This is a genomic window from Pseudomonas sp. SIMBA_067 (assembly GCF_046534675.1).
Taxonomy (GTDB): Bacteria; Pseudomonadota; Gammaproteobacteria; order Pseudomonadales; family Pseudomonadaceae; genus Aquipseudomonas; species Aquipseudomonas putida.
In genome coordinates, this window is sequence record NZ_JAWRYH010000001.1 from 603969 (window position 1) to 626615 (window position 22647).

Genomic DNA, 22647 nt, shown 5'->3' on the forward strand with positions numbered 1-22647 from the left:
TCTGGGGCTGCTTTGCAGCCCCGGCAACCTCAAGCCAAGCCCTGCTCCATCAGCCACCGCCGCACCATCCTCTGCTGTTCACCCGCAAGCCCCGACAACACCGCCTCAACAGGCCGGCCACTACGTATTTCCCGCAGTACAGGCGCCAACGCCACGCCCTGCAAATGCCACACCCCCAACGGCTGATCCGGCGTTACCACGACCTCGGCCGCATCCACCAGCCCATCACGCAGCACCGGCCGCCGCTCAACCCGTACTGCTTGCCAATCAGCCGCCTGATGCAGTGGCTGCGTATCCGGCCAGCCCTGGCGCCTGGCCCAGAACGGCTGCCCTGCCCGCCCCTGCTCCTGCCCGTAGAAATCCCGCCCGATACGGGCAAAGCGCAAGAACAGCTGCTCAATCCGCTGCTGGTGGAACTGCCGCGCCAACTCGGCCCGTTCAGGCCTGCGCAGCAATGTATTTATCACCACCGGTGCCTGTAACGCCGAAGATAGCGACTGGAAGATACCGTTGCCCGACAGCGGATCAACGGCCATCGCGGCATCACCCACCCGTATCCAGTCCTGCCCGACACATTCGCCCGCCACAATCGCCGTACTGCTGCGGGCATGCACCTGTGCTGGCACCCGCGCCCTCTCATCGAACAGCTCGGCTACCAGTGCACTCTGACATCGGCGGTCTGCGCAGTAGGCCCCCAGCTCGGACTTACCCGGCAACCCGGCGGCGTCCAGCGTGACTTGCCAATAACAGCGGCCATCCTCCAGCCGCGCCATCCACGCCCAGCCATCCTCCAGGCTTTCCACTGCCGACGCAGGCGCCGTGGGGCTACCCTGCCAGGCATTGAGCAGGCTGACGGTTTCCGGCCCGCGCAGGCGGTCCGCGGCCAGCGGTGCCTGACGGCCTCGGGCCTCAACGAGAAAATCAGCGATCAGTACCTGCCCATCGTCCAGACGAACACGATGACCGCCCTCGTGCACGACCTCGCGCACCCGCCCCTCGACCACACTCACACCCGCACGCTGAAGGTCGTCGCGCAGCGCCCGGTCAAACCGTTGCCTATCCAGCAGAAATTCCTGGTTCATGTGCAGGTGCTGGCCATTCCAGTGCACCTGCCGGGTAGCCGGCATGGCCGCGTGGCCCAAGGCCCCGCCAAGCCCTGCATGCCGCAAGCCCTCCAGTACCCGCTGCGAAACCCCTTCCACTGCCGCGAAACGGCGCCATTGCGACACCACCTTCACGGTGTAGCCAAGCCGCCGCAAGCCGATGGCCGTGGCAGCACCTGCAGGGCCGGCGCCCAGTACCACAATGCGCGGTTCAGGCATGGCTGGCATCTCGTCGCTCAGGGCCGGTAAACGCTGCATTGCGGCGCAACCAGTCATAAACCTGCTGGCGGTCCATCCCCGGCTCCTCGCGCATCAGCGCCGCGATCCTGCCACTCAAGGCTGCGCAACCCAAACTCGCGCCCGCCCTGCCGCCTGCCCCGACATAACCGCCAAAGTCTGCCTGCCGGGTGCCCAGCCAGGACCACTGGCCGGGCGCGCAACGGGCATCACCGGTAATCCGGAATACGCCGGGGTAGCTGGCGGGGTACACCGGCTCACCCTGCGCCGGGCTGGATGCACACAACAGCACGCCAGCCGCCAGCGCTTCGGTACAGGCCTGGTGCAGCACAGGCCGGTCCTGCTGCAACCCCAGGCTGAGGTTGACCAGCGTGGCCCCTGCCTCCAACAGCCACAACAGCCCGGCCGCCACCTGCAAGGCGCTGGTGCTGGCCTGGGCACCAAACACCTGGGCCACCAGCAACGGTACCGGGCCGGCCTCGCGTTGCAAGCCGGCAAGCACCGCACTGCCATGTCCAAGCTGGTCCGGCCGTATTTCTCCTTCACGCAACTGGCCGTCTTCCAGCCAGAAACGCCGGGCGCCCAGCAAACCGCTGGCCTGCTGCGGCGAACAGCCACTGTCGACAATGCCAACGCGCACATCAGTGCCCATGCTTGATCACCTCCTGCGGCAGCACCTGCAACTGACCGTCATGCAGCTGCAAGTGCAGGTCGGCGTCGGCCAGGGTCGAAGCCCGGTGGCTGATCAGGATGCGCGTGCGGCCGGCGAACAACTGGTCGATGGCCGCGATCACTTCGCGTTCAGTGGCTTCGTCCACCGCCGAGGTGGCCTCGTCCAGCACCAGAATCGCCGGGGCTTGCAGTACCGCACGGGCGATGGCAATGCGTTGCTTCTGGCCGCCGGACAACTGCTGGCCACGCTCGCCCAACAGGCTGTCCAGACCCAACGGCAGGCTGTCGACCAGGCTGTCCAGCCGCGCCAGGCGCACCACTCGCTCCAGCTCCGCGCGGCTGGCTTCCGGCACGCCGTAGGCAAGGTTTTGCGCAAGGGTGCCACGGAATAGCACGATGTCCTGGCTGACAACGGCTATGCGACGGCGCAGCGCGGCCAGGTCCAGTTCGCGCAGGTCGGTGCCATCCAGCAGGATGCGCCCGGCGTCCGGGTCATAGAAACGTTGCAGCAGGTCGATGAGGGTCGACTTGCCCACCCCCGAGGCACCGCTGATGGCCACCTTCAGGCCACCCGGCACGCACACCTGCACGTTGTCCAGCACGGCGCCCTGCCGCCCTTCATGGGCGAAGCTCAGCGCCTCAAGGCGCAATTCGCCCGGCCCGTCGGGCATTGGCAGCGGGTTGGCTGCCGGGCGCACGGCCACGGCCTCGCGCTTGAGCTCCATCACCCGCCCCAGGCTCACCGCCATGCGTTGTACCGCCACGTACAGGCCCAGCAGGCTCTGCACCGGGCCTACTGCCATGCCCATGTAGGTGGAAAAGGCGATCAGCGCGCCCAACTGCCAGGTCCCCTGGATAACCCACCAACCGCCGACCAGGAACGCGCAAGCGCGGCACCAGGAGGTGAGCGTGCCGGGGATGGCCTGGGTGAAGAATTCGGTCACCTGCACCTTTAACAGCTGACGCATGTAGCCTTGCCCAAGCTGGTCCAGCCGCCCTGCCTCGCGGCCTTGCTGGCCGGCTGCCTGAATGAACTTCATCGCCGGCAAGGTCTCGACCAGGAACGAAGACACATCCGCCGAACGCTCGCGCAGGCTGCGCACCTCTCGCTCCACCTTGCGCCGCATCCAGCGCAGCCACAGCACCTCGATCGGCACAAGCAACGCCAGCAACAGCGACAGCTGCCATGACAGCATCAGCATCAACGCCACCGCGCCCACCAGGCCAATGACGGCAGATACAGCCGAGAACAACGAATCCACGGCAAACCGCTGGATCTCCGCCACATCGCCATCCAGCCGCGAAAGAATGTCGCCCATGCGCCGCCGCCCATAGAATGTCGGCGACAACTGCTGCAGGTGACGGTACAGGTCATCACGCAGGGCAAACAGGATGCGCCCCGACAACCGCGTATGCAGGTAGCGGTTGACCCCGGCCAGCACCGTGCCCAACAGGCCCGCGCCGATCATGATCGCCGCCATGTGCCAGAGGGTCTGGTAGTCCTTGGCCAACAGCCCCTCGTCAATCAGTGTCTTGACCAGCCAGGGCTGTGCCAGCGCCAGCAGCGAGGCGCCCAGTGACAAGCCGAGCAACAGGCCGATGGCACGCCGATGCGGGCGTACGAAACCATACAGCCAGGCCAACGCCTGGCGCATGAGCGCAGGGTCGCTGGAGTCCACCAGCCTTGCGAACAATGGGCCCATGGTTAGCCGCGCAACTGTTTGAGCTTGCGGTACAGCGTCGCCCGGCTGATCCCCAGTGCCTCGGCCGCGGCGGAAACGTTGCCCTGGTGGCGCGCCAAGGCGCCGCGAATCAACTCCAGTTCGTTGTCCTTGAGGCTGCCGGAGGGCGCCGTGCCGCTGGCCAGTTCGTCCAGCAGGCAATCGGTGAGGTGGTCCAGGGTCAGCACCTGCTCGCCGTCCTCGCGCATGGCCAGCGCCGTGCGCACTACCATTTCCAGCTGGCGAATGTTACCCGGCCAGTCGAAGCCTTCGAGCAATGTGGCCAGTGCCGGGTCCAGGGTTACGCCACGGGCATCGGCCTTGTCCAGCAGGCCCTGGATGATCTGCGCCAGGTCATCACGCTCGCGCAGCGCCGGCAAGCGCAGTGATACGCCATTGACCCGGTAGTACAGGTCTTCGCGGAAATGCTGTTCCTGCACCAGGCGTTTGAGGTCACGGTGGGTGGCGCAGATCAGCGCAACGTCGATATCCTGCTCGTCCCCCGCCCCCAGCGGCGCCACTCGCCGCTCCTGCAATACCCGCAACAGGCGCGCTTGCAGGGCCAGCGGCATGTCGCCGATTTCGTCGAGGAACAGCGTGCCACCATGGGCCTGCATCAACCGCCCGACCATGCCGCCCCGGCGCGACCCTGTGAACGCGCCCTCGCGGTAGCCGAACAACTCGGATTCGATCAGCCCTTCGGGGATGGCCGCGCAGTTGACTGCCACAAAGGGTTTGTCGGCACGCGGGCTGGCCTGATGCAAAGCACGCGCGACGACCTCCTTGCCCGTACCGGTTTCGCCCAGCAAAAGCACCGGCAGGCCATTGCCCAGCCCCTGACGGGCCATGCGTAGATTACGCGCCAGCCGTGGGTCACCGCCGGCCAGGGCGTCGAGTGCGGGCGAATGCTTGCCCAGCGCCGGTTTGCTGACCGGTGTGCTGCCGTTGACCCGGCCATGGCGTGGCAGTTGCAAGGCGCGGAAGTAGAACTCTCCCTTGGCCGTTTGCACGCTGCTTACCCCACCCTGCCACAGGCGCGCAATGAAGGCTGGCGAGCGTTCGCCCAACAGGTCGCTGCTGTGCCGGCCGATCAGTTCATGGCGCGGCACCTGCAATAGCTGGCAGGCGCTGTCGTTGGCCGCCAGCACCTCACCGTCCAGGCTCAACGCCAACAGGCCATGCCAGGCACTGTTGAGGTATTGCGGGCGGCTGTGGAACGCCAGCACCAGTTGCTCTGGGTGGCACAAACCAAACATGCGGCTCTCGATGTTGCCGGCAGCCAGCATCAGTGTCGACAGGCTGTCCTGCGGTTGCGCCATCACCCCTTCGCGAGTGATGTCGAGCACGCCGATCACCTCCCCACGCGGGTCACGCAGGGGCACGGAAGTGCAGGAGAACGGGCTGAGGCGGTCAAGGTAATGTTCGCCGCAGTTGATCAGCGTAGGCCGGCCTTCCACTACGGCGGTGCCGATGGCATTGGTGCCGCGCAGCGACTCGCTCCAGCAACTGCCCGGGTGCAGGTCGCGCAGGCCCTCGCGCTGCAACACATGCTTCTGCCCTTCGATGGCCAGCACGTTGGCCTGGGCGTCGCCGAGGATGACGATACCGGCCTTGCCCTGGCGTGCTACCAGGTAGTCCAGTTCCGGGGTGACGGCGTCGACCAACAGTCGGTTGCGCTCCAGCAGCATGCGCAGGTCGTGGCCCTGCTCCAGCCCCAGGCCGACCTGTTCGCCCTGCAGGCAATCCAGGCCATGGCCCAGGCTGCGGCGCCAGGACGCGTCGATCTCGTCGCGCAGCATGCCCAGCGGCAGCTCGCCTTCGCTGGCCAGCTTCAGGCGGGCCTGGCGGGATTCGTGCAGCGGGTCGTGGGCGTTTGTTATTAGTTGTCGCGCCATTTTCTACTCCGGCTGTGCCCCGCAATATGGTGGGGTACGGGCTTGGGAATTTTCCGCAGTGTGCGGTAGAAAAGGCTGGCCGTCATCTGGTAGTGGATGGATTGGGGTGTAGCTGGCCAGGTTACTTGACGCTGGCGCAATCCCTGTGGGAGCTGGCTTGCCGGCGATCACCGGCGTTGCCGGTGCGATCCACCGCGTCGCCTGCTTCGCGGGCTTGCCCGCTCCCACAGGGTTCGCAGCAAGCCTGAGGACTGCGGTGTACCTGTGGGAGCGGGCGAGCCCGCGAAGAGGCCCTGGAGGTCAATCAGGGATATCGCTCCTTGATTCACTGGAGCCGCCACAAATCGCTGGCCAGCAGACGCATGCATTTAGAGGCAACCAAGAATGGGATGCGTAGCGCCCCCAGCAATGAGGGATATGCAATTTTTAAAATGGCGCTTCTTTAGACCGAGGAAGCACTATCCGACCTGACCTCACTTGTCGGACGGCTATCAAATAATATGCCTTCGTCCGGAAGACTATCTCCATTTGGTTACGTTGAGTGGGCATGTCAAGGAACTGAGAAAAATCATAATCTCTACCCAGCTTAAGACGTGCCATGCTTTTTGTGTATACCGAGAAAATCATAGTTTCTTTATTGTCATACCGTTGAATGCTGCCAGCAATCTTGGTGGGCACTTCAATTTCTGGTGCTGCGTAGAAGCCCGGACCCAAAAACTCACGACCAGGAGTGCCTTGAAATATTGGATCAAGGTTAGCCTGCAGACTTTTCAGATTTTCAGACGCACTCGCGTGCAAACCAACCATGTCCCACTCTTTTACAATTTCATCATCCGAAGGCCTGTCAAGAAGTGCCGGCATCGACGCCCGCCTTACCCTTGACCGGCCGGCCTTGTATAAAAACCCCGTAACAATTCTGAAATACCTCGCTTTTCTGAAATTCCTTGGAAATATAGGCCACATTTGATGCCCGCTCGGATCTTGCCGATTCACTGGATCTCCTGCACAGTAACAATATGCATTTATCCCACCTCTTCCGAACGGACTTAGATTGTCAGGAGAACTGAAGCGCATTAAAGTCGGATAAAAATTCCGATAACCATTCCCCAGCAAGTAACCTTCAGTCACCTGCTCTTGCCGCTCACCATTGAAGCCCAATACGCGTGACACGCCCACCTCACGATCACAGTAGCCATAGGGTGAATACGTCACCTCCTGGCTCTCAGGGGCTAATCGAGGTGTACCAGAGAAAGGCTGCCGAGATTGGCATTCACGTGCATTCATACCATCTAGATTGTCGCCCGCCATTAGCCTGTACCGAAAGCCATCTTTAGCGTAACAGTCGCATATGAAATTTGAAGTGCGCTACTGGCAGAAGCATCAGTTTTCATTCCAGTAAATTCATGCTAACCCGTCGCCACCTTCCGCCCGCACGAACGGCAAACAACAATGTACGCAGGTTGCGTAGACCGCGAATGAATGATTGCGTCGCCTGCACCGGCCTCTTCGCGGGTAAACCCGCTCCTACGAGGGACCGCGTCAAGCCTGAGGCCAGCGCTTGTGGGAGCGGGCTTACCCGCTTAGAGGCCCTCCAGACCAATCACGGCTGCTGATTCTGGCTCAGGTACTTGTCCACCGTAGCCTTGCCCTCCTCCGCATCCCCCGCCACCTGCCACAGCCGCCGTTCAATCCCCTGCGCCAGCAAGTGCCCCACCGCCGACTCAATCGCCGACAGCACGCACAGCTGTGCCGGTTCATTGGTGGTGTAGCCCACCTCGGCTTCCAGCAGCTTCTTGAACTCGATGAACTTGAACACCCCGGCACTGCGGCCGACCGAATAGATAGTCTTGCTGGTCATCACATTGGCCAGCACCTGCCCGGTGCGCACATCCACCGCACGCAGGTTCACGGTCACCTGATCCACCCGGTACTCGCGGGAGATGTCTATCCCCAGGTAGCGGGCCCCCTCGCCGCCACTGCGCACGTTGGTGTCATAAGCGATGATGCCGCCCTCCAGCATCAGGTTGGCGGCCTGCAGCGGTGGCAGTTCGCCCATGATGTTTTCGGCTACATCCGGCTTTTTCTGCGAAGCACGGATGATCTTGCGCTCGGTCAGCAGGTTCTGCAGGCCTTCACGCTCCAGCACCACGAACCAGCCGCTGGCACTGAGGGCGTCCATCAGCATGCTGGCCGCGCCCTGAGTGACGCTGGTGGAGAACGAGCTGGCCGGGGTGGGCTTGTACTGCCCGGTCTGGTCGCGGAAGCCGTACACCACGGCCATCAGCCGGCCTTTGGGCCGTGGCATGTTGATCAGGTCGTAGTAGGTCGAGGCCCGAGGGGTCAGGGTCGGGGTTTCCGAGTCCTGTTCGGCCGACATGGGTTCGCGCAGGCTGCAACCACTTTGCAGGCCCAGGGCGGTGAGGATCAGCAGCGTGCTCAGCAGACGTTTCATGGTGTTCTCTCCCCAACATAAAAGCCTTTCCCTCTCAGGGGTTCAGGCCGCTGACCTCAATGATCGAAATTTCTCCTGTGGCACGATCAGTGACCTTGATGCTCAAGGCCCCGGAATCGTCGATGACGTCGATGAGAAACGCATCGGTCGCCATGCTGCCGGTGCTGCCGTTGCTGATGTTGTCCAGCAACTGCGACAACATCCGCGACTCCAGCTGGTTGCTGAAGCGCTCCAGGGCCGTGGTGCCGGTAAAGGCCGAGGCACGGTCCTTGAGGTCCGGGTCGTCGTAATCGTTTTGCGCCTGGGCGTTGTTCAGCAGCCAGGTGCCGTTCAACGGGTTGCCGCCAAAGGCCGGGTTGACCGGGGTGTACACCAGCTCGGTGGCCTGGGCAGCGCAAGCGCTGGCCAGCAGGCAGGCGGCAATGCAACGTGGAATGCGGTGGTTCATAGCTCGTCCCTCTCCAAGTCGGTGGTGTCCTGTAGCAGGCGTTGCAGCTTGCGTTGAATGATTTGCTGCTTGACCAGGTCGGCGGCTGCCACGGCCTCGTCTTTGAGCTCGGTGGTGTTTGGTGGCAGGAAGCGGCGGTACATCACCTCACGCTCGAACTCCACGGTGACCAGGCTGCCCCAGCGGGCATCCGGGCGTTCGCGTACCACCAGGTTGAAGTCCAGGCGGCTGGTGGCGCGCAGGCGGTCGGCGAAGTAGTAGTAAAAGTCGTGGCCGATGTGCGAAATGGTGTTGTCGACGATGAAGCCCTGCATCTCGTCTTCGTCCCCTGCCTTGGCCGAAGTGGCCAAGGCCAGCAGCAGGCCCAGGCACAGCGCAGCCAAGGTATTCATGGCGTGTCTCCCGGGCCGCTGTGGGTCTGCACGCCGCCGGCGCTTTCACTGAAGGCCTGCTCGGCGACGAACTGCCAGTCGCTGTAGTGTTCCAGCCCTTCGAAACCGCTCCATTCGACGCTGAAGCCACTGCGCTTGAACGGGGTGGCGTCCGAGCGGCTGTACACGCCGGTGATGCGGCCGTCGATTGCACGCAGCAGGCCCCACTCGTCGCTGTTGGTGATGGGGTCGGGGTACAGCCGACGAATGTGCCGCTGGGCCTGCGGGAAGCGGTTGTCCTGCAGCAGGTCGGCCAGCGCCTGCGGGTATTGGGCCAGGCCCGGCGAGGCACGGTAGAAGCTGCGCAAGGCTTGGGCGTACTGGCTGCCCACCCACAGCAACTGGCGCTCGCGATCACGCTGGGCGGCGCTGGCCCAGATCGTGCCAGTGGCGGCCAGGGCCACACTGCTGACCGCAATCAGCAGCAGCACGCCCAGGTAAGTGAAGCCACGCTCGGCCTTACCACTCAGCGAAGAGGCTGCCATCACGCGCCCTCCCTGTGGCACCGCTTTTGATATCGGCCACGCCGCCGGCCACGCCCTCGGGCGGTGGCACCAGCTGCCAGGCATCGCTGCGCTCGGTGATCGGGTCGACCGGGGTGTTGCGCAGGTAACGTTGCTCAACCAACTGCTCCAGCGAGTCCGGGTAGTGACCGGTGTCGCCGTAGTAGTGGTCCAGCGACTCGCGCAGCACCGCCAGGCTTTGGCGCAGGGTGGCTTCGCGGGAGCTTTCCAGGCTGTTGAAGTAGCGCGGCATGGCGATGGTCATCAGCGTGGCGATGATCGCCATGACCACCAGCAGTTCGATCAGGGTGAAGCCTTTGCTGCGTTTCATGGCTGTCACCATTGCCCGTAAGGGATGTTGTTGAGGCCTTTGCCGCGTGCCCTGGAATACACGTCAAACACGTCTTCGCCTTCACGCGGGCTGTCGGGGCTGCTGTCGTAGGCCCGCAGGCCCCAGCCGCCTTGGTCTTCATCCTTGGCCGCCACCAGCGGGTCATGCGGGATGCGCCGCAGGAAGTAGAACTTGGCCCCCTTGGCGCTGCGCACATCGCGCACACCGTCCACCAGCACCTGCAGGTTTGGCGGATAGCCGCTGGCGTCCAGGCGCTTCTCGATGTAGCCAGCGTCGAAGGCCCGCTTGTAGGCGTCGATGGCATCTCGAATCTGGTACAGCGCCTCGCGCAGTTGCTGTTCCTTGCCGCGGCGCACCACGGTTTCGGTCAGTGGCGCGGCCATGCTGGCCAGCAGCCCGAGCAGTGCCAGGGTCAGCACCACTTCGATCAGGCTGAAGCCCTGCATGCGGCGCCGGGCTTTCATGGCCGTGGGCTCCCGTTGGCCGGGGCCACTGCCATCTGGCTGTCCACGACCGGTGCATCGGTAGCCGGCGCGTTGCCGGGCACGTCCATTGGCGGTAGCGGGGCCATCTGACGTACCTGCATGGCCGACTCGGTGCCGGTGGAGAACTCCATGTCCGACGGGCTCTGGTACGGCAGGTTGCGCACGATGCGCGGGGTAATCGCCAGCACCAGCTCGGACTTGCTCATGTCGTCCTTGTTGCTGCCGAACAGCCGGCCCAGGCCGGGGATGTCACCCAGCCCCGGGATCTTGTTGCCGCTGGCGTTGTGGTCGTTGCGCACCAGGCCGGCCAGTACCTGGGTTTCGCCATCGTGCAGGCGCAGGGTGGTCTGGGCATTGCGGGTGTCGACCTGGACCGGGATGGTGCCCTGGCGGGTAGCCTCCAGCGGGGTGGCGTTACTGACTTCCAGGGCCACCTTGATCGCCACTTCGTTGTTCAGGTGCACGGTGGGTTGCACTTCAAGCTTGAGACCCACGTCCAGGTAGGTGACGCTTTCAGTGATTACCGGGCCCTGGGTGGACGGCACCGAAGTGGCGCTGATGATCGGCACTCGCTGGCCGATGTGAATACGTGCCTGCTCGCGGTTGCTGACGCGGATTACCGGGCTGGCCAAGGTGTTGATGTCTTTGTCCGAGGCATTGATCTTGGCCTGCGGTGCCGGCCCGATGCTGATGCGGCTGGAGTCGATGCCCCTCAGCTGGTCGAGCACGCTGACCGGTTTGCCGTCGGAAGTCAGCACGCCGAACGTGTTGGGCCATTGCAGGCCAAGGTCGAGGATGCGCGAGGTGGCCACTTCCATCACCTCCACTTCCAGCACCACTTCGGGGTTGGACTGGTCCTGCGACTGCAGCAGCTTTTCGGCCATGCGCACGGCATCGGGGGTGTCGCGCATGGTCAGGGTGTTGAGGCGCTCGTCGACGAACACGTCGCGGGTCTTGAGCATGGTCTTGACCATGTTCAGCGCGGTGTTGGCGTCGATGCTGGTCAGGTAGAAGGTGCGCATGACCAGTTCCTGGTAGTCCTTGGTCTTCTGCGGCGAGTCGGGGTACACCATCAGGGTGTTGTCGTTGACGATCTTCTGGCGCAGCTGGTTCTGCTCCAGCAGCAGCGCCACGGCGTCTTCGATGCGCACTTCACGCACGAAGATGGTGGCCTTCATGTCCGGGCGAAGGTCTTTGTCGAAGATGAAATTGATACCGGCGACCTGGGACAGCACTTCGAAAATGGTCTTCAGGTTGGCATCACGAAACTCCAGGGTGACCGGCCGGTCCAGCTTGCTGCGCAGCTGCGGGAAGGGTTGCGCGGTGCGCGCCTGGACATTCTCGATGTCGCTGCGCAGGGCCATGCCCTTCTGGTTTTGCGGGTCCAGGCGCAGCACTTCGCGCATGTAACGCTCGGCGCCGAACAGGTCGCCCTGGCGCAACGCTGCCTGGCCCAGGGCCACGCGCTCGTCGAGGGTACGGATCAGCTCCAGCTGGCGCGTACCTTCCTGGGCGCGGCGGTTGTTGGGCTCCAGGGTCAGCACCCGGCCATACCCCATGCGGGCGTTGGCAAAGTCATGGCGGATGCGGTCGGCATCGGCCTGGGTGATCAGCGCCTCGACTGCGGCCTGACGGCTGTGGGCCAGGGCGATGTTCAGCTCGGTATCACGCGGGTCGTCGCGCAGGGCTTCTTCCAGCCGGGCGATACCGGCTTCGTACTGGCCCTCCTTCATCAACTGGTCGCTGTCCTTGCGTACCGCGCTGGAGCCGCAGCCGGCAATGGCCACGCACAACGCCAACAGCAGGAACGGAGCAGGCTTGCACAGCTTTGACGACTTCATGGTGCGCTCCCGACAGACAAGGTCTGCGACTGGTGCAAAGGCAGGTAGACCAGGCTCAGCTCGCTGGCCGATACCCGATCGAGGCGATACGTGTCTTCGATGACGTCGCCCTGGCGCACGACGTAGAGTTTTTCGCCGCTCTGCAGGAAGATCTGCAGGTCGTTGTCGTTGCCCATGCGGCCGATGAACTGGAACGGCAGCTCCGGGGCGGTCGGCGCTGCGGCCACGATGGGCGCGACAGCCACGGGTTGTTCGGTGACGGTGGCCAGGGCTTGGGGTTTGGTCCATTGCTGGGTTGGGAACAGATCACGGGAGGCCTGTTCCGGCCCTTTCGCGGCGGTTCGGCGCCCCGACTCGCCCGCTCCCATCGGATTTGTGAGTGCCGCAGAACCTGTGGGAGCGGGCGAGCCCGCGAAGGCCGCAACGCTATCTGCCTGGTCAAACCAGTGCCCTGGTGCCCAGGCGAGGACTGCGCTCACGCCGAGGAAGCTGGCCCAGATGACTGCACGTTGTGTGTTCATCATGACCTCGACAGGTAAAGGGTCATGCGCAGGCGGGCATTCAGCTCGCTGTCGCCGATGCGTTTGCGTTGCAGCTCGAGGTCTTCCAGCACCAAGGTCGGCAGCTGCTTGAGCAGGCCTTTGATAAAGGCGCGAATCTGCGGGTAGCTGCCGCGCACCGGCAGCACGATCTGGTAGCGAGCCAGCTGGGTCTTGGGATCGACGCCCAAGGCGTACTCACCGCGCGCCAGGCTGATGTGCTCGGCACTGGCCAGATGGTACAGGCGCTCGATCAGCTCGCTGGCCTGGGGCTGCCCCGGCAGTTGCTGGCGCAGGCTGTCGAGGGCCTGCTGCTCGGGCTTGACGGCGATCTTCACCTCGCCACGCTTGACCCGCCCGACCTGAACGCTGGCGTCCGCTTCGGTGGCGCGCAGTTCACGCACGCTCTGCCACTGCGGCAGCACCCCGGCGCACACCACGCCCAGCGCCAGCACGCCCACGGCGATGGCGGCCAGGCCAACCGGGCCGACGCGGCGCAGGCGTTCCTGGAGGATGAGGCTGTTCAGCGATTCAAGGGCGCGCATGGCCAGTCTCCCAGGTGGCGGTGAGAGTGAAGCGCACCGGGTGCTCGGGCTGCGCGGCCAACACCTCATGGTTGAGCAGCGATACATCGCTGAGCTCATCGCTGGCTTCCAGGCGCTGGTGGTACTGCAGCATCGCTTCCAGGTTGCGTGCTTCCGCGGCGATACGGACCTGGCCTTTGCGCGCGTCCGGGGTCAGGCCGAGCAGCGCCACATCGTCCTGCGGCAAGGCTTCTAGCATGGCGAACAGCTGCTGCCAGGGGCGTTGCAGTTGTTGCGACACGCTGCGCATCTGGGCCAGTCGCTCGGCCTGCTCACGGCTGGCAGCAGTACTTTGCGGGGCCACGGTGGCCGGGCGGCGGCCCAGTTGCAGCTCCAGGCTGTGCACGCTGGCCCCAAGGTCTACCTGCTCGGTCTGCAAATGCTGTTGCAGCAGCACCAGGCCGGCGACCATGGCGCAGCCCAGGGCCAGCAGCGACCAGGCCAGTGGGCCGCTGCGCCGGGGTTGGAATTCCAGTTCGAGGCGGCGCATGTCAAGCCACCGCCCGCCACATGGCGCACAGCGGGTCGGCTTCGCTGGCCGGCTGGCACAGCTGCACCGCCGCCAGTTGCGGCACGTCGCCCCGGCCCGGGGCATGCAGGTACACCCGTGGCAGGTGCTCGCCATACAGCTCGCAGGTGCGCTCGATCAACGCTTGCAGGGCCTGGTCGCTGTCGGCGCAGCCTTGCGTCAGCACTTGCTGCCAGGCGCCGCCAGCGGCCAGCAGCAGCACGCTGCGGCGCGGCTCGGCCAGCACGAACAGGAAGTCGCCCTGCTCCAGCTGCGGCGAGCAGCGGTTATAGGCAGCCATCAGGTACGGCTGCACCGAGCGCAGGCTCAGGCGGGTTTCCCGGCCCAGCCCCTGCAACCGTTGCAGCAGGGCTTCGGGCAGCGCCGTGGCGATGCGGGCGGCACCGGCAGGCTCAGGCGACAGCACGATACGCCAGTCGTCCAACGGCTGCCCGTAGAGGTTTTCGAAGCAGGCCCGGGCATAGGCGTCCAGCTCGCGCGGGTGGCCGATGGCATCACTCCAGGGCACCAGGCAGAAGCGGCTGTAGCGGGCCGACAACAGCACCCGCAACTGGGCGCCCCGTACAGCATGCTCGGCCAACAGCCCGGCCAGCGCGTCGACGGCGGCGTCCCAGGCAGGCTGGGCGGCGTCGCAACTGAACTCGCGGCTGCCCAGCCACTGGTGTTGGTGCTTGTGCCAGCAACCCAAGCCGACACCCTCGGCGCCGACCACGGCACAGAAACGATCAGATGAATGTGACACGGTTGATCTCCTCAAGTGTGGTACGGCCATCGCGGACCAGGTCCAGGGCCGAAGCCCGCAGCAGGCGCAGGCCGCGCTGGCAGGCGAGGGTCTTGATTTGCGAGAGGGGGCGGCGCTCGACAATCATCTGCCGCAGGTCGTCGTCCAGGTGCAGCAGTTCGGCGATGGCGCTGCGGCCGCGAAAGCCGCTGCCCCGGCACTGGCCGCAGCCCTGCACGCGGACGAACTTCCAGCCGGCCACGCCCTCACGGGTCAGGCCCGAGCCATACAGGGTGTCGTCATCCACTTCGCAGGGGCTGGAGCAATGGGTGCAGGCCAGGCGGATCAGGCGCTGGGCCAGCACCGCGTTCAGCGCGGAAACAAAGCTGTAGGGGTCGACCTGCATCTGGCTGAAGCGGCCGATCACGTCGAATACGTTGTTGGCGTGGATGGTGGTGAACACCAGGTGGCCGGTGAGCGCCGACTGCACGGCAATTTGCGCGGTGTCCGGGTCGCGGATCTCACCCACCAGGATCTTGTCCGGGTCGTGGCGCAAGATGGAGCGCAGGCCGCGGGCGAAGGTCAGGCCTTTCTTCTCGTTGACCGGGATCTGCAACACGCCGGGCAGTTGGTACTCGACCGGGTCTTCGATGGTGATGATCTTGTCCACGCCGTGGTTGATCTCGCTGATCATGGCGTACAGGGTGGTGGTCTTGCCGCTGCCGGTGGGGCCGGTGACCAGGATCATGCCGTAGGGTTCGGCAGCCAGCCGGCGCAGCGCGCGCAGGGTTTCGTCGGCAAAACCCAGGGCCTGCAGTTGCACGCCGCTGACCCGGTCGGACAAGTCCTGCTTGTCGAGCACCCGCAGCACGGCGTCTTCGCCAAAGATGCTGGGCATGATCGATACCCGGAAATCGATTTGCCGGTCGCCCACGGCAACCTTGAAGCGGCCGTCCTGGGGCACGCGTTTTTCGCCGATGTCCAGTTCGGCCATGACCTTGATGCGCGAGATCACCTGGTCGGCGAAGGCACTGCCACTGGCCTTGCCGGCGCCGTTGAGCACACCGTCGATGCGGTACTTGATGGTCAGGCCCTGGCCGGTCATGCCCAGGTGGATGTCGCTGGCGTGCAGCTTGAGGGCGTCGTACAGGGTGGAGTTGACCAGCTTGACCACGCGGCTCTGGTCTTCGCTGATGCTGGCCAGCGAAAGGCGTTGCAGCGGGTCGCCTTCGCTGCTGGCCTCGGCGTCATGGTCAAGGGCATCGACGGCGTGGAAGCTTTCTTCGTGGCGGGCAAGGAAGGTGGCCAGTTCGGCGGCGTGGGCCAGGTACAGCGGCGCGCCTTGCAGTACATCATCGATCCAGGCCAGGCGGGCGGGGTCGAAGGGGTCGGCGAACACGCCCAACAGCTGGCCGCCCTGCTCGATCAGCACGAATTCGCGCTTCAGGCACGCAGCTAGGCTGACCTTGTCAAAGCGTGGGCTGCTCGCCAGCAGGGTGTGGCTGTCCAGCACCGGGTAATGCAGGGTCAGGCCAAGGCGACGGGTGAAGGTGTCGGGGTTGTCGCAAGCAAGGCGTTCGAGGCAGTTGAGCAGGCGCTCGTCGCTGGCTTGCAGACGGGCCTGGGCCAGCAGGTCGCGGGGGTAGGCTGAGACTGGTGCATCGAATGCTGCTGGCATGGCCTGCGACTCCGCTCAGGGGGCGCGTCGCAGGCTGGCTCAGCCAGGGGTGCGGGCGCCGCTATTCCCCTGTGAGCAGTTGATCGTCGTCGGGCCCTGGTGGCTTGGCGCCATTGCGGCGGCGGTCAGCCAACACCCAGCTTCCATCGTACAACTGCAGGGGGAACGATTCGTTCCTGTTCTGGCGTCGTTCGACGAACCCTTCAGCCGGGTTGTCCGTGGCCCTGCGCCGGCGCTCGATGCCCATCAGGTCGAAGATTGCACGGGCCAGTTCCACCAATGGGAACGGCTTGAACAGGACATGGCTCACACCCAGCTCCGCGGCCCGCTCACGCACCTCGACGGTGGGGTGGGCGGTGATCAGCATGAAGTGGCACTGCCTGTTCTTGCGTACAGCCTCCAGAACCTGAAAACCTTCCATGTCGGGCAAGCGGTAATCCAGCACGATCACTTGTGGCGCCAGGCGCTCAGCCTGTTCGATACCACTAGCACCGTCGTGGGCAACATGAACTTCCAGGCCTTGCGCCTGCAAGTACGCTTGCAGGTTCTGCGCAAGGGTCTGTTCGTCATCGACTACCAATACTCTGTTCACCAAGGTCGACTCCCAAGAACTGCCCGGTTTCCCGGTCTGCGAAGTGCGCCCTTGTACAGGCTTGAGCAGGCTTCGTGCCAGGCGTGAATAGTCATGTTGCACGGCTGTAAGTCATTGATTTGCAAAAGGTGCCAGCCAGCACCCAACACACGGCGGGCAGGCACACCCGCCCGCTTCCCCACAACCGGGGAAACTGATGGCACATTGCCAAACCCTAATTCCCCAGCATTGGGGGGAACGCCACCAGGGGCTTCAGTCAGCGATCTCCACTTTAGCGGAATTGCGCAAACGTTGGCGCACGGACTTGCGCGCTTGCGCCTCGCGCTCACCGATGAGCGCGGCCCTGGCCAAGACCAGGCCCTGTTCGTGTATGACCGAAGGGTTAACACTTTGGTTCTGCGCTCCTTGCAGTGTTTCTCGGTTGGCATCATAGAATGCTTGCACTTCGGCCGGGCTCGGCGCGTCGACTGCGCTGAGCTGGGCATACACCTGCTGGGCCGCCATGTCTTGCCGGGTGTACTCAGTGTACTGTGCCCTGTCAAAGCCCGCCTCTGCCAGACGCCGTTCGAAAATTGCCGGGCTGCCGAACGCAGCTTCTACCTCGCCGACATGCGCCGACACCTGCGCGTCGCTGATGGCGATGCCTTGTCGCCGCGCCTCCTGCCACAGCAGCTCCTTGTCGATCAGCTCATCCAGCGCCTGATCGCGCAGGCGCTTGTAAAGCCCCGGGTTGCGGATGCTGGTCACCGCGCGGCCCTGGGCGGCCAGGTATTCGCTGAAATAGCGCTCCAGGCGCGTCAACCCAATCTCCACGCCATTGACCCGTGCAGCAGGTACATCGGCCCAGCTCGCCTTGGCCATTACCAGCAACAGGCACAGCAACACAATACGCATGGCAACCTCCACTCAAAGGCTGTCCGGCACCGGCCGGTAAGGGGTAACTGCGGTGAAACGCGGCCCGGGCAGGGCCACCGCCACTACATGGGCACCGGCCATGCCCTGACGGCGACCGGGGCCAAAGCCCAGCGCCGGGGTCAGGCCGGTAGACACATCGTGCAAGCCTTCCAGTGCGCCGATCAGTTGTTCACGGCTGGCATCACGGCCAATCTGTTTCAGCGCTTCGCTCAGCAGGCGCAGGGCGCACAAGGTATTGACCTGCAACGACGCCTGGCGTGGGTCCAGGCCCTGGCGCTGCTGCAGCCCGGCGAGGGTGGCCATGCCCTGCTCGGTCCAGTCTTCGGGGACATAGGGGTAGGCCAGAAACACCCGTTGCGACCATTGCTCGGGCAAACGCGCCACGGCGCCGGCCACCTGGCCGGACGCAGCGAACAGGTAGGGCTGGCGGCCTGCGGCCTGCAACGCCGTCGCCAGCTCGACAAATGCCTGGGCGCGGCCGAGGAAGACGATGCCCTGCCCGCCCACGGCCTGGCCGTAGAAGGCCTCGATGGCGGGCGGCGCCCAGCCTTCCTGCAACAGGCGCTCACGTACCTGCTCGGCCGCCTCTGCCTGGTCGCTGCCGGCGTACACCACGCGCAAGTCGCCCGGTGCCAGGCCCAAACCTGCACGGGCGTGGCCCGCCAGGCTCAGCAATTGCGCAGGTAAGCCGGGCAGCGGGTCGAAGATCTGCGCGCTGCCGCCGCTGCGCGGGGTACTGCCAATCAGGGGTACATTCTGTGGTGCCAGCAAGGTTGTCAGGCGCGGGTCGAGCGTCGGTGCCAAAGGCGAAATCAGCGCGAACACACGCTCCTGCTCCAGCAACTGCTGCAAGGCCCGCTCGGCGCTGGCCGGGTCGAACCCAGGGTCCAGCACAACCAGCTCCAGGTGCCGCCCATGAATGCCGCCTTGCTGGTTGAGTTGCGCTACCCCGTCTTCCAGTACCGCACGTACCACCTGCCCGGCTTCGGCCAGCGGGCCGGACGCCGGCAGCAAGGTGCCCAGGCGCAGTACGCCCTCCTTTATACCGGGGTCGCGTTCCTCGGCCAGGCGTTTCAGGTAGGCGGTAAGGTTGCGCTGGTCGGCCATGGTCAGTTCGAAGCGTGGCATGGCCGGGTCCAGCCGATTGCCCGCCGGGTCTACGCCATGCTGGATGGCCCGGGCAAGGCTGCGCTCGGTATACGCCGGGTAGCTGCGGCCATTGGCTTCGCGTGCGCCCTGGCCTTGTGCCAGGCGTTGCCAGTCCAGGTTGGGTGGGCGCACGCCGCCTTCGGCCCGGCCACGGCCGTCGTTGCCGTGGCAGCTGGCGCAGGGCAGCACGCTGGCGGGCACACTGATGTCGCTGGCACCGACCCGGGCCTGCAATTGTGCATCGCTGCTGGAGACGCCCTCGCGGTAGAGGCGTTTGCCGGCTTGTTCGGTGGCAGTGAGATCAAAGGCCAGGGCTGAACTGCAGAGGCTGATGATGACGAGCAACACCATAACTTTTGCAGTTTTCATGCCGGCCTCTTCGCGGGGCACGCCCGCTCCCACAGGATCAGTACAAGCCTGAGGTCTATGAAAAAACTGTGGGAGCGGGCTTGCCCCGCGAAGAGGCCGGCACGGCGAGCCCAGGCGCGCATGGCAATCACCGCCCTGCCAGTGGCTGGGTCAGCAGTTGCATGCGCTGGGCTATGGCCGCGGGTGGAGCATCCGGGCGGATCTTGCTCCAGCGTTTGCCCGCCACATCGCCGGCAATCAGCTGCGTGGAGTGCTGCTCGGGGCTGGGCAGGAACTGGCCAATACGGCCAAGCACCAGGTCGACATTGGCCTTGTCACCGGTCAGGAACAGCCAGTTCGGCCCATCAACCCCCTGCTTCGCGGCAAACGCCTTGAGTGCTTGCGGGGTATCGTTGAGCGGGTCGCTGCTGATCGACACAAAGGTCACCTGGCTGGCCAGTTGCTGGCCCATGGCCTCGCGCACTTCGCGCAGCTTGCGGGTGATCAGCGGGCAGGCGTCGGTGCAGTGGGTGAAGATCACGTTCAGCATCACCACCTTGTCCTTGAGCACATCGCTGTAGAACCGCAGCTCGCGGCCGTTCTGGTCTTTCAGCACGGTATCCGTGAACCAGGTCTGGGCATCGCGGGTGCCGCCGCCACTGGTCATCGCCTGGGGGGCGGGCTGTGGCTCGGGGGCCTGCTCCAGGTGGCCTTCGTGGGCGAACGCCACAGAAGCGAGAATCCACAGGCAGCCGCCCAGCACCAGCCAGTCGAAAGCGCGCATGCCGCCGCGGCGGGAGGTAACAGAGCTCATGGTTGCACCTCTTGGTGGTCGGCAATGGCCGTACTTTTGGCATGCACCCGGCGGGCGCTGAGACGGTTGATTTCTTCAATCAGTACGGTGGGGTCGGTGAAGCCGTAGTAGCGGGTCCAGTGCCCGCTGCGCCCGTCACCCACCAGGATCAGCGGCGGGTGCTGGCTGAGGTCGGCGCTGAAGCTGCCCAGGCCCTTGAGGGTTTCGGTGACAGCGTACGGGGTGCCGGTCAGCCAGCTCCAGCCTGGCCCCTTCTGGAAGGCCTTGGCGTAGTCTTGCAGGCGCTTGGCGTCGTCACGCTGCGGGTCGACGCTGATCGACACCATGTGGATTTCTTCGCCTACCCGGCCACCCAGCTGTTGCTGGACCTTGCCCATGATCGACGACACCACCGGGCACACCGTGGTGCAGCTGGTGTAGATGAAGCCCATGACCACCAGGTGGTCACCGACCAGGTCCTTCTCCAGGCGCACCGGCATGCCGTCCTGGTTCAGCAGGGAAACGTCGGCAAAACGTACACTGGTCTTTTCCTGGCGCGCCGCCGGTGGCTGTTCGGCGCCCTTGTGATCGTGGCCGGCGTGGGCCAGGGCCAGGTTGCTGGCCAGTGCCAGGCTCAGTGCCAGCAGTTGGAAAGAATGCTTGGCGTTCATCGCACACTCCTCATTTCAGTCTGGGAAGCGTTGGTTGCTGCGGCCGGCAGGATGCGCAGGCTGGTGTAGTTTTCTTCGGCAAACTTGCGTCCCAGCGATGGCGACTGCACATGCAGGTACCAGGCGCCGGCTTCGGGCAGTGTCAGGGCTGCCTGATAGACGCCCTCACCCACTTCCTGCAACTGCAGGTTGCGCGGCATCGACGACGGCGCCAGGAAGTAGCGCAGGCTCAGGTCGTTCAGGCCCAGCCGTGGCTGGCCGTCGTCACCAACGATACGCACCCGTGCGGTAATGGCGCTGTGCTGCGGCATTGGTTGGTCCAGGCCGATGAACTCGGCATGCGCGGCCTTGCGCTTGCCGGCATTGGGCGCTTCGGCGACATCGGCGCTGAAGCAGTGGATGATCTGCGGCTGGTTGAGCAGGAAGGCCACGTCGAACTTGCCGGCAGCGGGCAGTTTCACCGTTGAGCCGTACACCCCGGGCGCCACCTCGCGCAGGCTGCGGTCAACGACCAGGGCAGCGCGGGCCTGGTGACCACGGTTGTTGTAGCCGGACATCGGCGCGTTCATGCCCTCGGCGTAGAAGTAGGTGGTGTTGTCCACCGGGTTGACCACGAACACCGAATTGTCATCACGCGACACCGACAACCCCTGGGCCAGTGGCAGGTCACCGGCCTGGCGCGGCGCTGCCGGGCCAGCCTCGAAGCCCTGGACGATAGGCGAGCGCCCTTCGCCCAGGCTGGACAGGTTGATCATGGTCACTTTCGGCGAGGCCAGACCACGCACATAGGCATAGCCCTTGGTAAACGTCAGCTGGTAGGGTTCGGCCGCTACCGGGATGTGGTGGATCAGCTTGTCGGTACTGGCATCGATCACCAGTGCCTGGTTCTCAAGGGTGTTGAGCACCACGCCGTAGCGCCCATCACTGCTGAAGCGCATCGGCCCCAGGCCCTGCTCGGCCTTGACCATATGGCGCAGCTCGTGGCTGCGGGCGTCGAACACCCGCACGCTGCCTTCCTCGCCATCGACCACGTAAACGGCCTGGGACAGCGCCGAGTAGCTGACCGACAGCGGGTGCGGGCCAACCTTGATGGTTTTGGCAAGGCGCATTTGCGGGATATCAATGACGCTCAGGGTGCCGCTGTCGCGGTTGCTGACGTAGGCAAAACGCGAGTCTGCGCTGAAGGCAATTTCGTGGTGCCCGGTGCCGGTGTTGAAGCTTTTCAGGGTGGTACGCCCTGGCACGTCGATCACCGTCACCCCACCCTTGGCCGGGTCACTGCTGTTGTTGCCCACCCACAACCGGTGCTGGTCGGGTTGCAAGGCCACGCGCAGCGGCTGGTCACCGGCGTCCAGGTCGGCCACCCGGGTAAAGGTTTCGGTATCGATCACCGCCACCTTGCCGCGCTCGGGGATCGACACGAACACCTGCTTGTCGTCGCTGGTGGCCACCCAGTCCATGGGCCGCCCGGGCAGGTCGATGCGGGCCATGGTGCTGGTCACGCCGCCCACCGAAACGGTCGGGTCGATCACCGTCAGGCTGGCGTCGTTGTTGAGCATCAACAGGAAGTAGCTGTTCAGGTCGAGCAGCGGCCGGGCGCCGATGCTGCTCTTGAGAAACAGCGCAACCCGCGCCTTGCAGCTTTGGTTGCGGTCGCCCACCGGCGCCGACTGCGCCGGGTCGATCCACGCCCCCGGGGCCATGCCCGACAGCGGCTGGCCACTGGTCTGGTCGCTGACCTTGAAGCGGATATTGGCGAAGGCGCCTTCCTTCAACTCGCCCCCGGCCAGCGGCCGGGCCTCGAACTCCACGGTCACGCCGTCCCGGCTGAGCCGGTGCAGGGCCTGCGGGTCGGCAGGTTCCTGCAACAGCTCGCGGGGATCGCACCAGAGCTTTTCATACGCCACGCCCAGGCCGATCAGCGCTACCCCCAGCAATACCCCCAAGTAAGCAGGGCGAGTCTTTTTGTTCATGCTCGCGCTCCCCTT

Annotated in this window: 23 protein-coding genes and 1 pseudogene; all 24 read right to left on the bottom strand. The window is 64.8% G+C overall.

What is annotated here, in order from left to right; translation table 11 throughout:
* Positions 1 to 29: 29 nt before the first annotated feature.
* Complete coding sequence (locus tag SB765_RS02830; protein ID WP_410931055.1) at positions 30 to 1322, bottom strand: NAD(P)/FAD-dependent oxidoreductase; 1293 nt, start codon at positions 1320 to 1322, stop codon at positions 30 to 32.
* The gene (locus SB765_RS02835) at positions 1315 to 1992 is read right to left on the bottom strand and encodes a peptidase S8 and S53 subtilisin kexin sedolisin (protein ID WP_410930892.1); all 678 of its coding nucleotides are present in this window, start codon (positions 1990 to 1992) and stop codon (positions 1315 to 1317) included. The genes SB765_RS02830 and SB765_RS02835 overlap by 8 nt, the downstream gene beginning before the upstream one ends.
* Complete coding sequence (locus SB765_RS02840) at positions 1982 to 3715, bottom strand: ABC transporter ATP-binding protein (protein WP_410910369.1); 1734 nt, start codon at positions 3713 to 3715, stop codon at positions 1982 to 1984. The genes SB765_RS02835 and SB765_RS02840 overlap by 11 nt, the downstream gene beginning before the upstream one ends.
* 2 nt (positions 3716 to 3717) lie before the next feature.
* On the bottom strand, positions 3718 to 5628 hold the full coding sequence (locus SB765_RS02845; protein WP_410930893.1) for a sigma-54-dependent Fis family transcriptional regulator: 1911 nt from the start codon (positions 5626 to 5628) through the stop codon (positions 3718 to 3720).
* A 426-nt stretch (positions 5629 to 6054) separates the two neighbouring features.
* Positions 6055 to 6489: a hypothetical protein gene (locus tag SB765_RS02850; protein ID WP_341798946.1), complete on the bottom strand. Its 435-nt coding sequence runs from the start codon at positions 6487 to 6489 to the stop codon at positions 6055 to 6057.
* A 117-nt stretch (positions 6490 to 6606) separates the two neighbouring features.
* Positions 6607 to 6936 (bottom strand): annotated as a pseudogene (locus tag SB765_RS02855) (RHS repeat-associated core domain-containing protein); the annotation flags it as partial.
* 292 nt (positions 6937 to 7228) lie between these two features.
* Entirely contained in the window at positions 7229 to 8080 is an 852-nt protein-coding gene (locus SB765_RS02860; RefSeq protein ID WP_410930894.1) for a CsgG/HfaB family protein, read from the bottom strand.
* A 34-nt stretch (positions 8081 to 8114) separates the two neighbouring features.
* Complete coding sequence (locus SB765_RS02865; protein WP_016487339.1) at positions 8115 to 8528, bottom strand: curli assembly protein CsgF; 414 nt, start codon at positions 8526 to 8528, stop codon at positions 8115 to 8117.
* Positions 8525 to 8920: a curli production assembly/transport protein CsgE gene (gene csgE / locus SB765_RS02870; protein WP_016499463.1), complete on the bottom strand. Its 396-nt coding sequence runs from the start codon at positions 8918 to 8920 to the stop codon at positions 8525 to 8527. Before csgE ends, SB765_RS02865 begins: the two co-directional genes overlap by 4 nt.
* Positions 8917 to 9444: a type II secretion system protein gene (locus SB765_RS02875; RefSeq protein WP_410930895.1), complete on the bottom strand. Its 528-nt coding sequence runs from the start codon at positions 9442 to 9444 to the stop codon at positions 8917 to 8919. Before SB765_RS02875 ends, csgE begins: the two co-directional genes overlap by 4 nt.
* A complete protein-coding gene (locus SB765_RS02880; RefSeq protein ID WP_012272103.1) occupies positions 9419 to 9793 on the bottom strand; it encodes a type II secretion system protein in 375 nt (124 codons plus the stop codon). The genes SB765_RS02875 and SB765_RS02880 overlap by 26 nt, the downstream gene beginning before the upstream one ends.
* Positions 9794 to 9798: 5 nt before the next feature.
* On the bottom strand, positions 9799 to 10278 hold the full coding sequence (locus SB765_RS02885; RefSeq protein WP_410930896.1) for a type II secretion system protein: 480 nt from the start codon (positions 10276 to 10278) through the stop codon (positions 9799 to 9801).
* The gene (locus SB765_RS02890; protein WP_156858793.1) at positions 10275 to 12140 is read right to left on the bottom strand and encodes a secretin N-terminal domain-containing protein; all 1866 of its coding nucleotides are present in this window, start codon (positions 12138 to 12140) and stop codon (positions 10275 to 10277) included. The genes SB765_RS02885 and SB765_RS02890 overlap by 4 nt, the downstream gene beginning before the upstream one ends.
* Positions 12137 to 12661 (bottom strand): hypothetical protein, encoded by a 525-nt coding sequence (locus SB765_RS02895; RefSeq protein ID WP_410930897.1) that lies wholly within the window; start codon positions 12659 to 12661, stop codon positions 12137 to 12139. Before SB765_RS02895 ends, SB765_RS02890 begins: the two co-directional genes overlap by 4 nt.
* Entirely contained in the window at positions 12661 to 13224 is a 564-nt protein-coding gene (gene pilO / locus SB765_RS02900; protein ID WP_410930898.1) for a type 4a pilus biogenesis protein PilO, read from the bottom strand. The genes SB765_RS02895 and pilO overlap by 1 nt, the downstream gene beginning before the upstream one ends.
* Positions 13211 to 13753: a pilus assembly protein gene (locus SB765_RS02905; RefSeq protein WP_410930899.1), complete on the bottom strand. Its 543-nt coding sequence runs from the start codon at positions 13751 to 13753 to the stop codon at positions 13211 to 13213. The genes pilO and SB765_RS02905 overlap by 14 nt, the downstream gene beginning before the upstream one ends.
* Before the next feature lies 1 nt (position 13754).
* Entirely contained in the window at positions 13755 to 14534 is a 780-nt protein-coding gene (locus SB765_RS02910; protein WP_016499456.1) for a hypothetical protein, read from the bottom strand.
* Positions 14518 to 16191 (bottom strand): GspE/PulE family protein, encoded by a 1674-nt coding sequence (locus SB765_RS02915; protein WP_063423791.1) that lies wholly within the window; start codon positions 16189 to 16191, stop codon positions 14518 to 14520. Before SB765_RS02915 ends, SB765_RS02910 begins: the two co-directional genes overlap by 17 nt.
* A 61-nt stretch (positions 16192 to 16252) precedes the next feature.
* On the bottom strand, positions 16253 to 16786 hold the full coding sequence (locus tag SB765_RS02920) for a response regulator (RefSeq protein ID WP_049273640.1): 534 nt from the start codon (positions 16784 to 16786) through the stop codon (positions 16253 to 16255).
* Positions 16787 to 17035: 249 nt separating this feature from the next.
* Entirely contained in the window at positions 17036 to 17677 is a 642-nt protein-coding gene (locus tag SB765_RS02925; RefSeq protein ID WP_049273631.1) for a SurA N-terminal domain-containing protein, read from the bottom strand.
* A 12-nt stretch (positions 17678 to 17689) separates the two neighbouring features.
* Positions 17690 to 19216 carry an ABC transporter substrate-binding protein gene (locus tag SB765_RS02930; RefSeq protein ID WP_410930900.1) on the bottom strand — a complete coding sequence of 509 codons (1527 nt, stop codon included), beginning with the start codon at positions 19214 to 19216 and terminating at the stop codon, positions 17690 to 17692.
* A gap of 127 nt (positions 19217 to 19343) precedes the next feature.
* Positions 19344 to 20009 (bottom strand): SCO family protein, encoded by a 666-nt coding sequence (locus SB765_RS02935; protein ID WP_016499451.1) that lies wholly within the window; start codon positions 20007 to 20009, stop codon positions 19344 to 19346.
* Positions 20006 to 20659, bottom strand: a complete 654-nt coding sequence (locus SB765_RS02940; protein WP_410930901.1) for an SCO family protein — start codon at positions 20657 to 20659, stop codon at positions 20006 to 20008. The genes SB765_RS02935 and SB765_RS02940 overlap by 4 nt, the downstream gene beginning before the upstream one ends.
* Positions 20656 to 22632, bottom strand: a complete 1977-nt coding sequence (locus SB765_RS02945; protein WP_410930902.1) for a cytochrome D1 domain-containing protein — start codon at positions 22630 to 22632, stop codon at positions 20656 to 20658. Before SB765_RS02945 ends, SB765_RS02940 begins: the two co-directional genes overlap by 4 nt.
* Positions 22633 to 22647 lie beyond the last annotated feature (15 nt).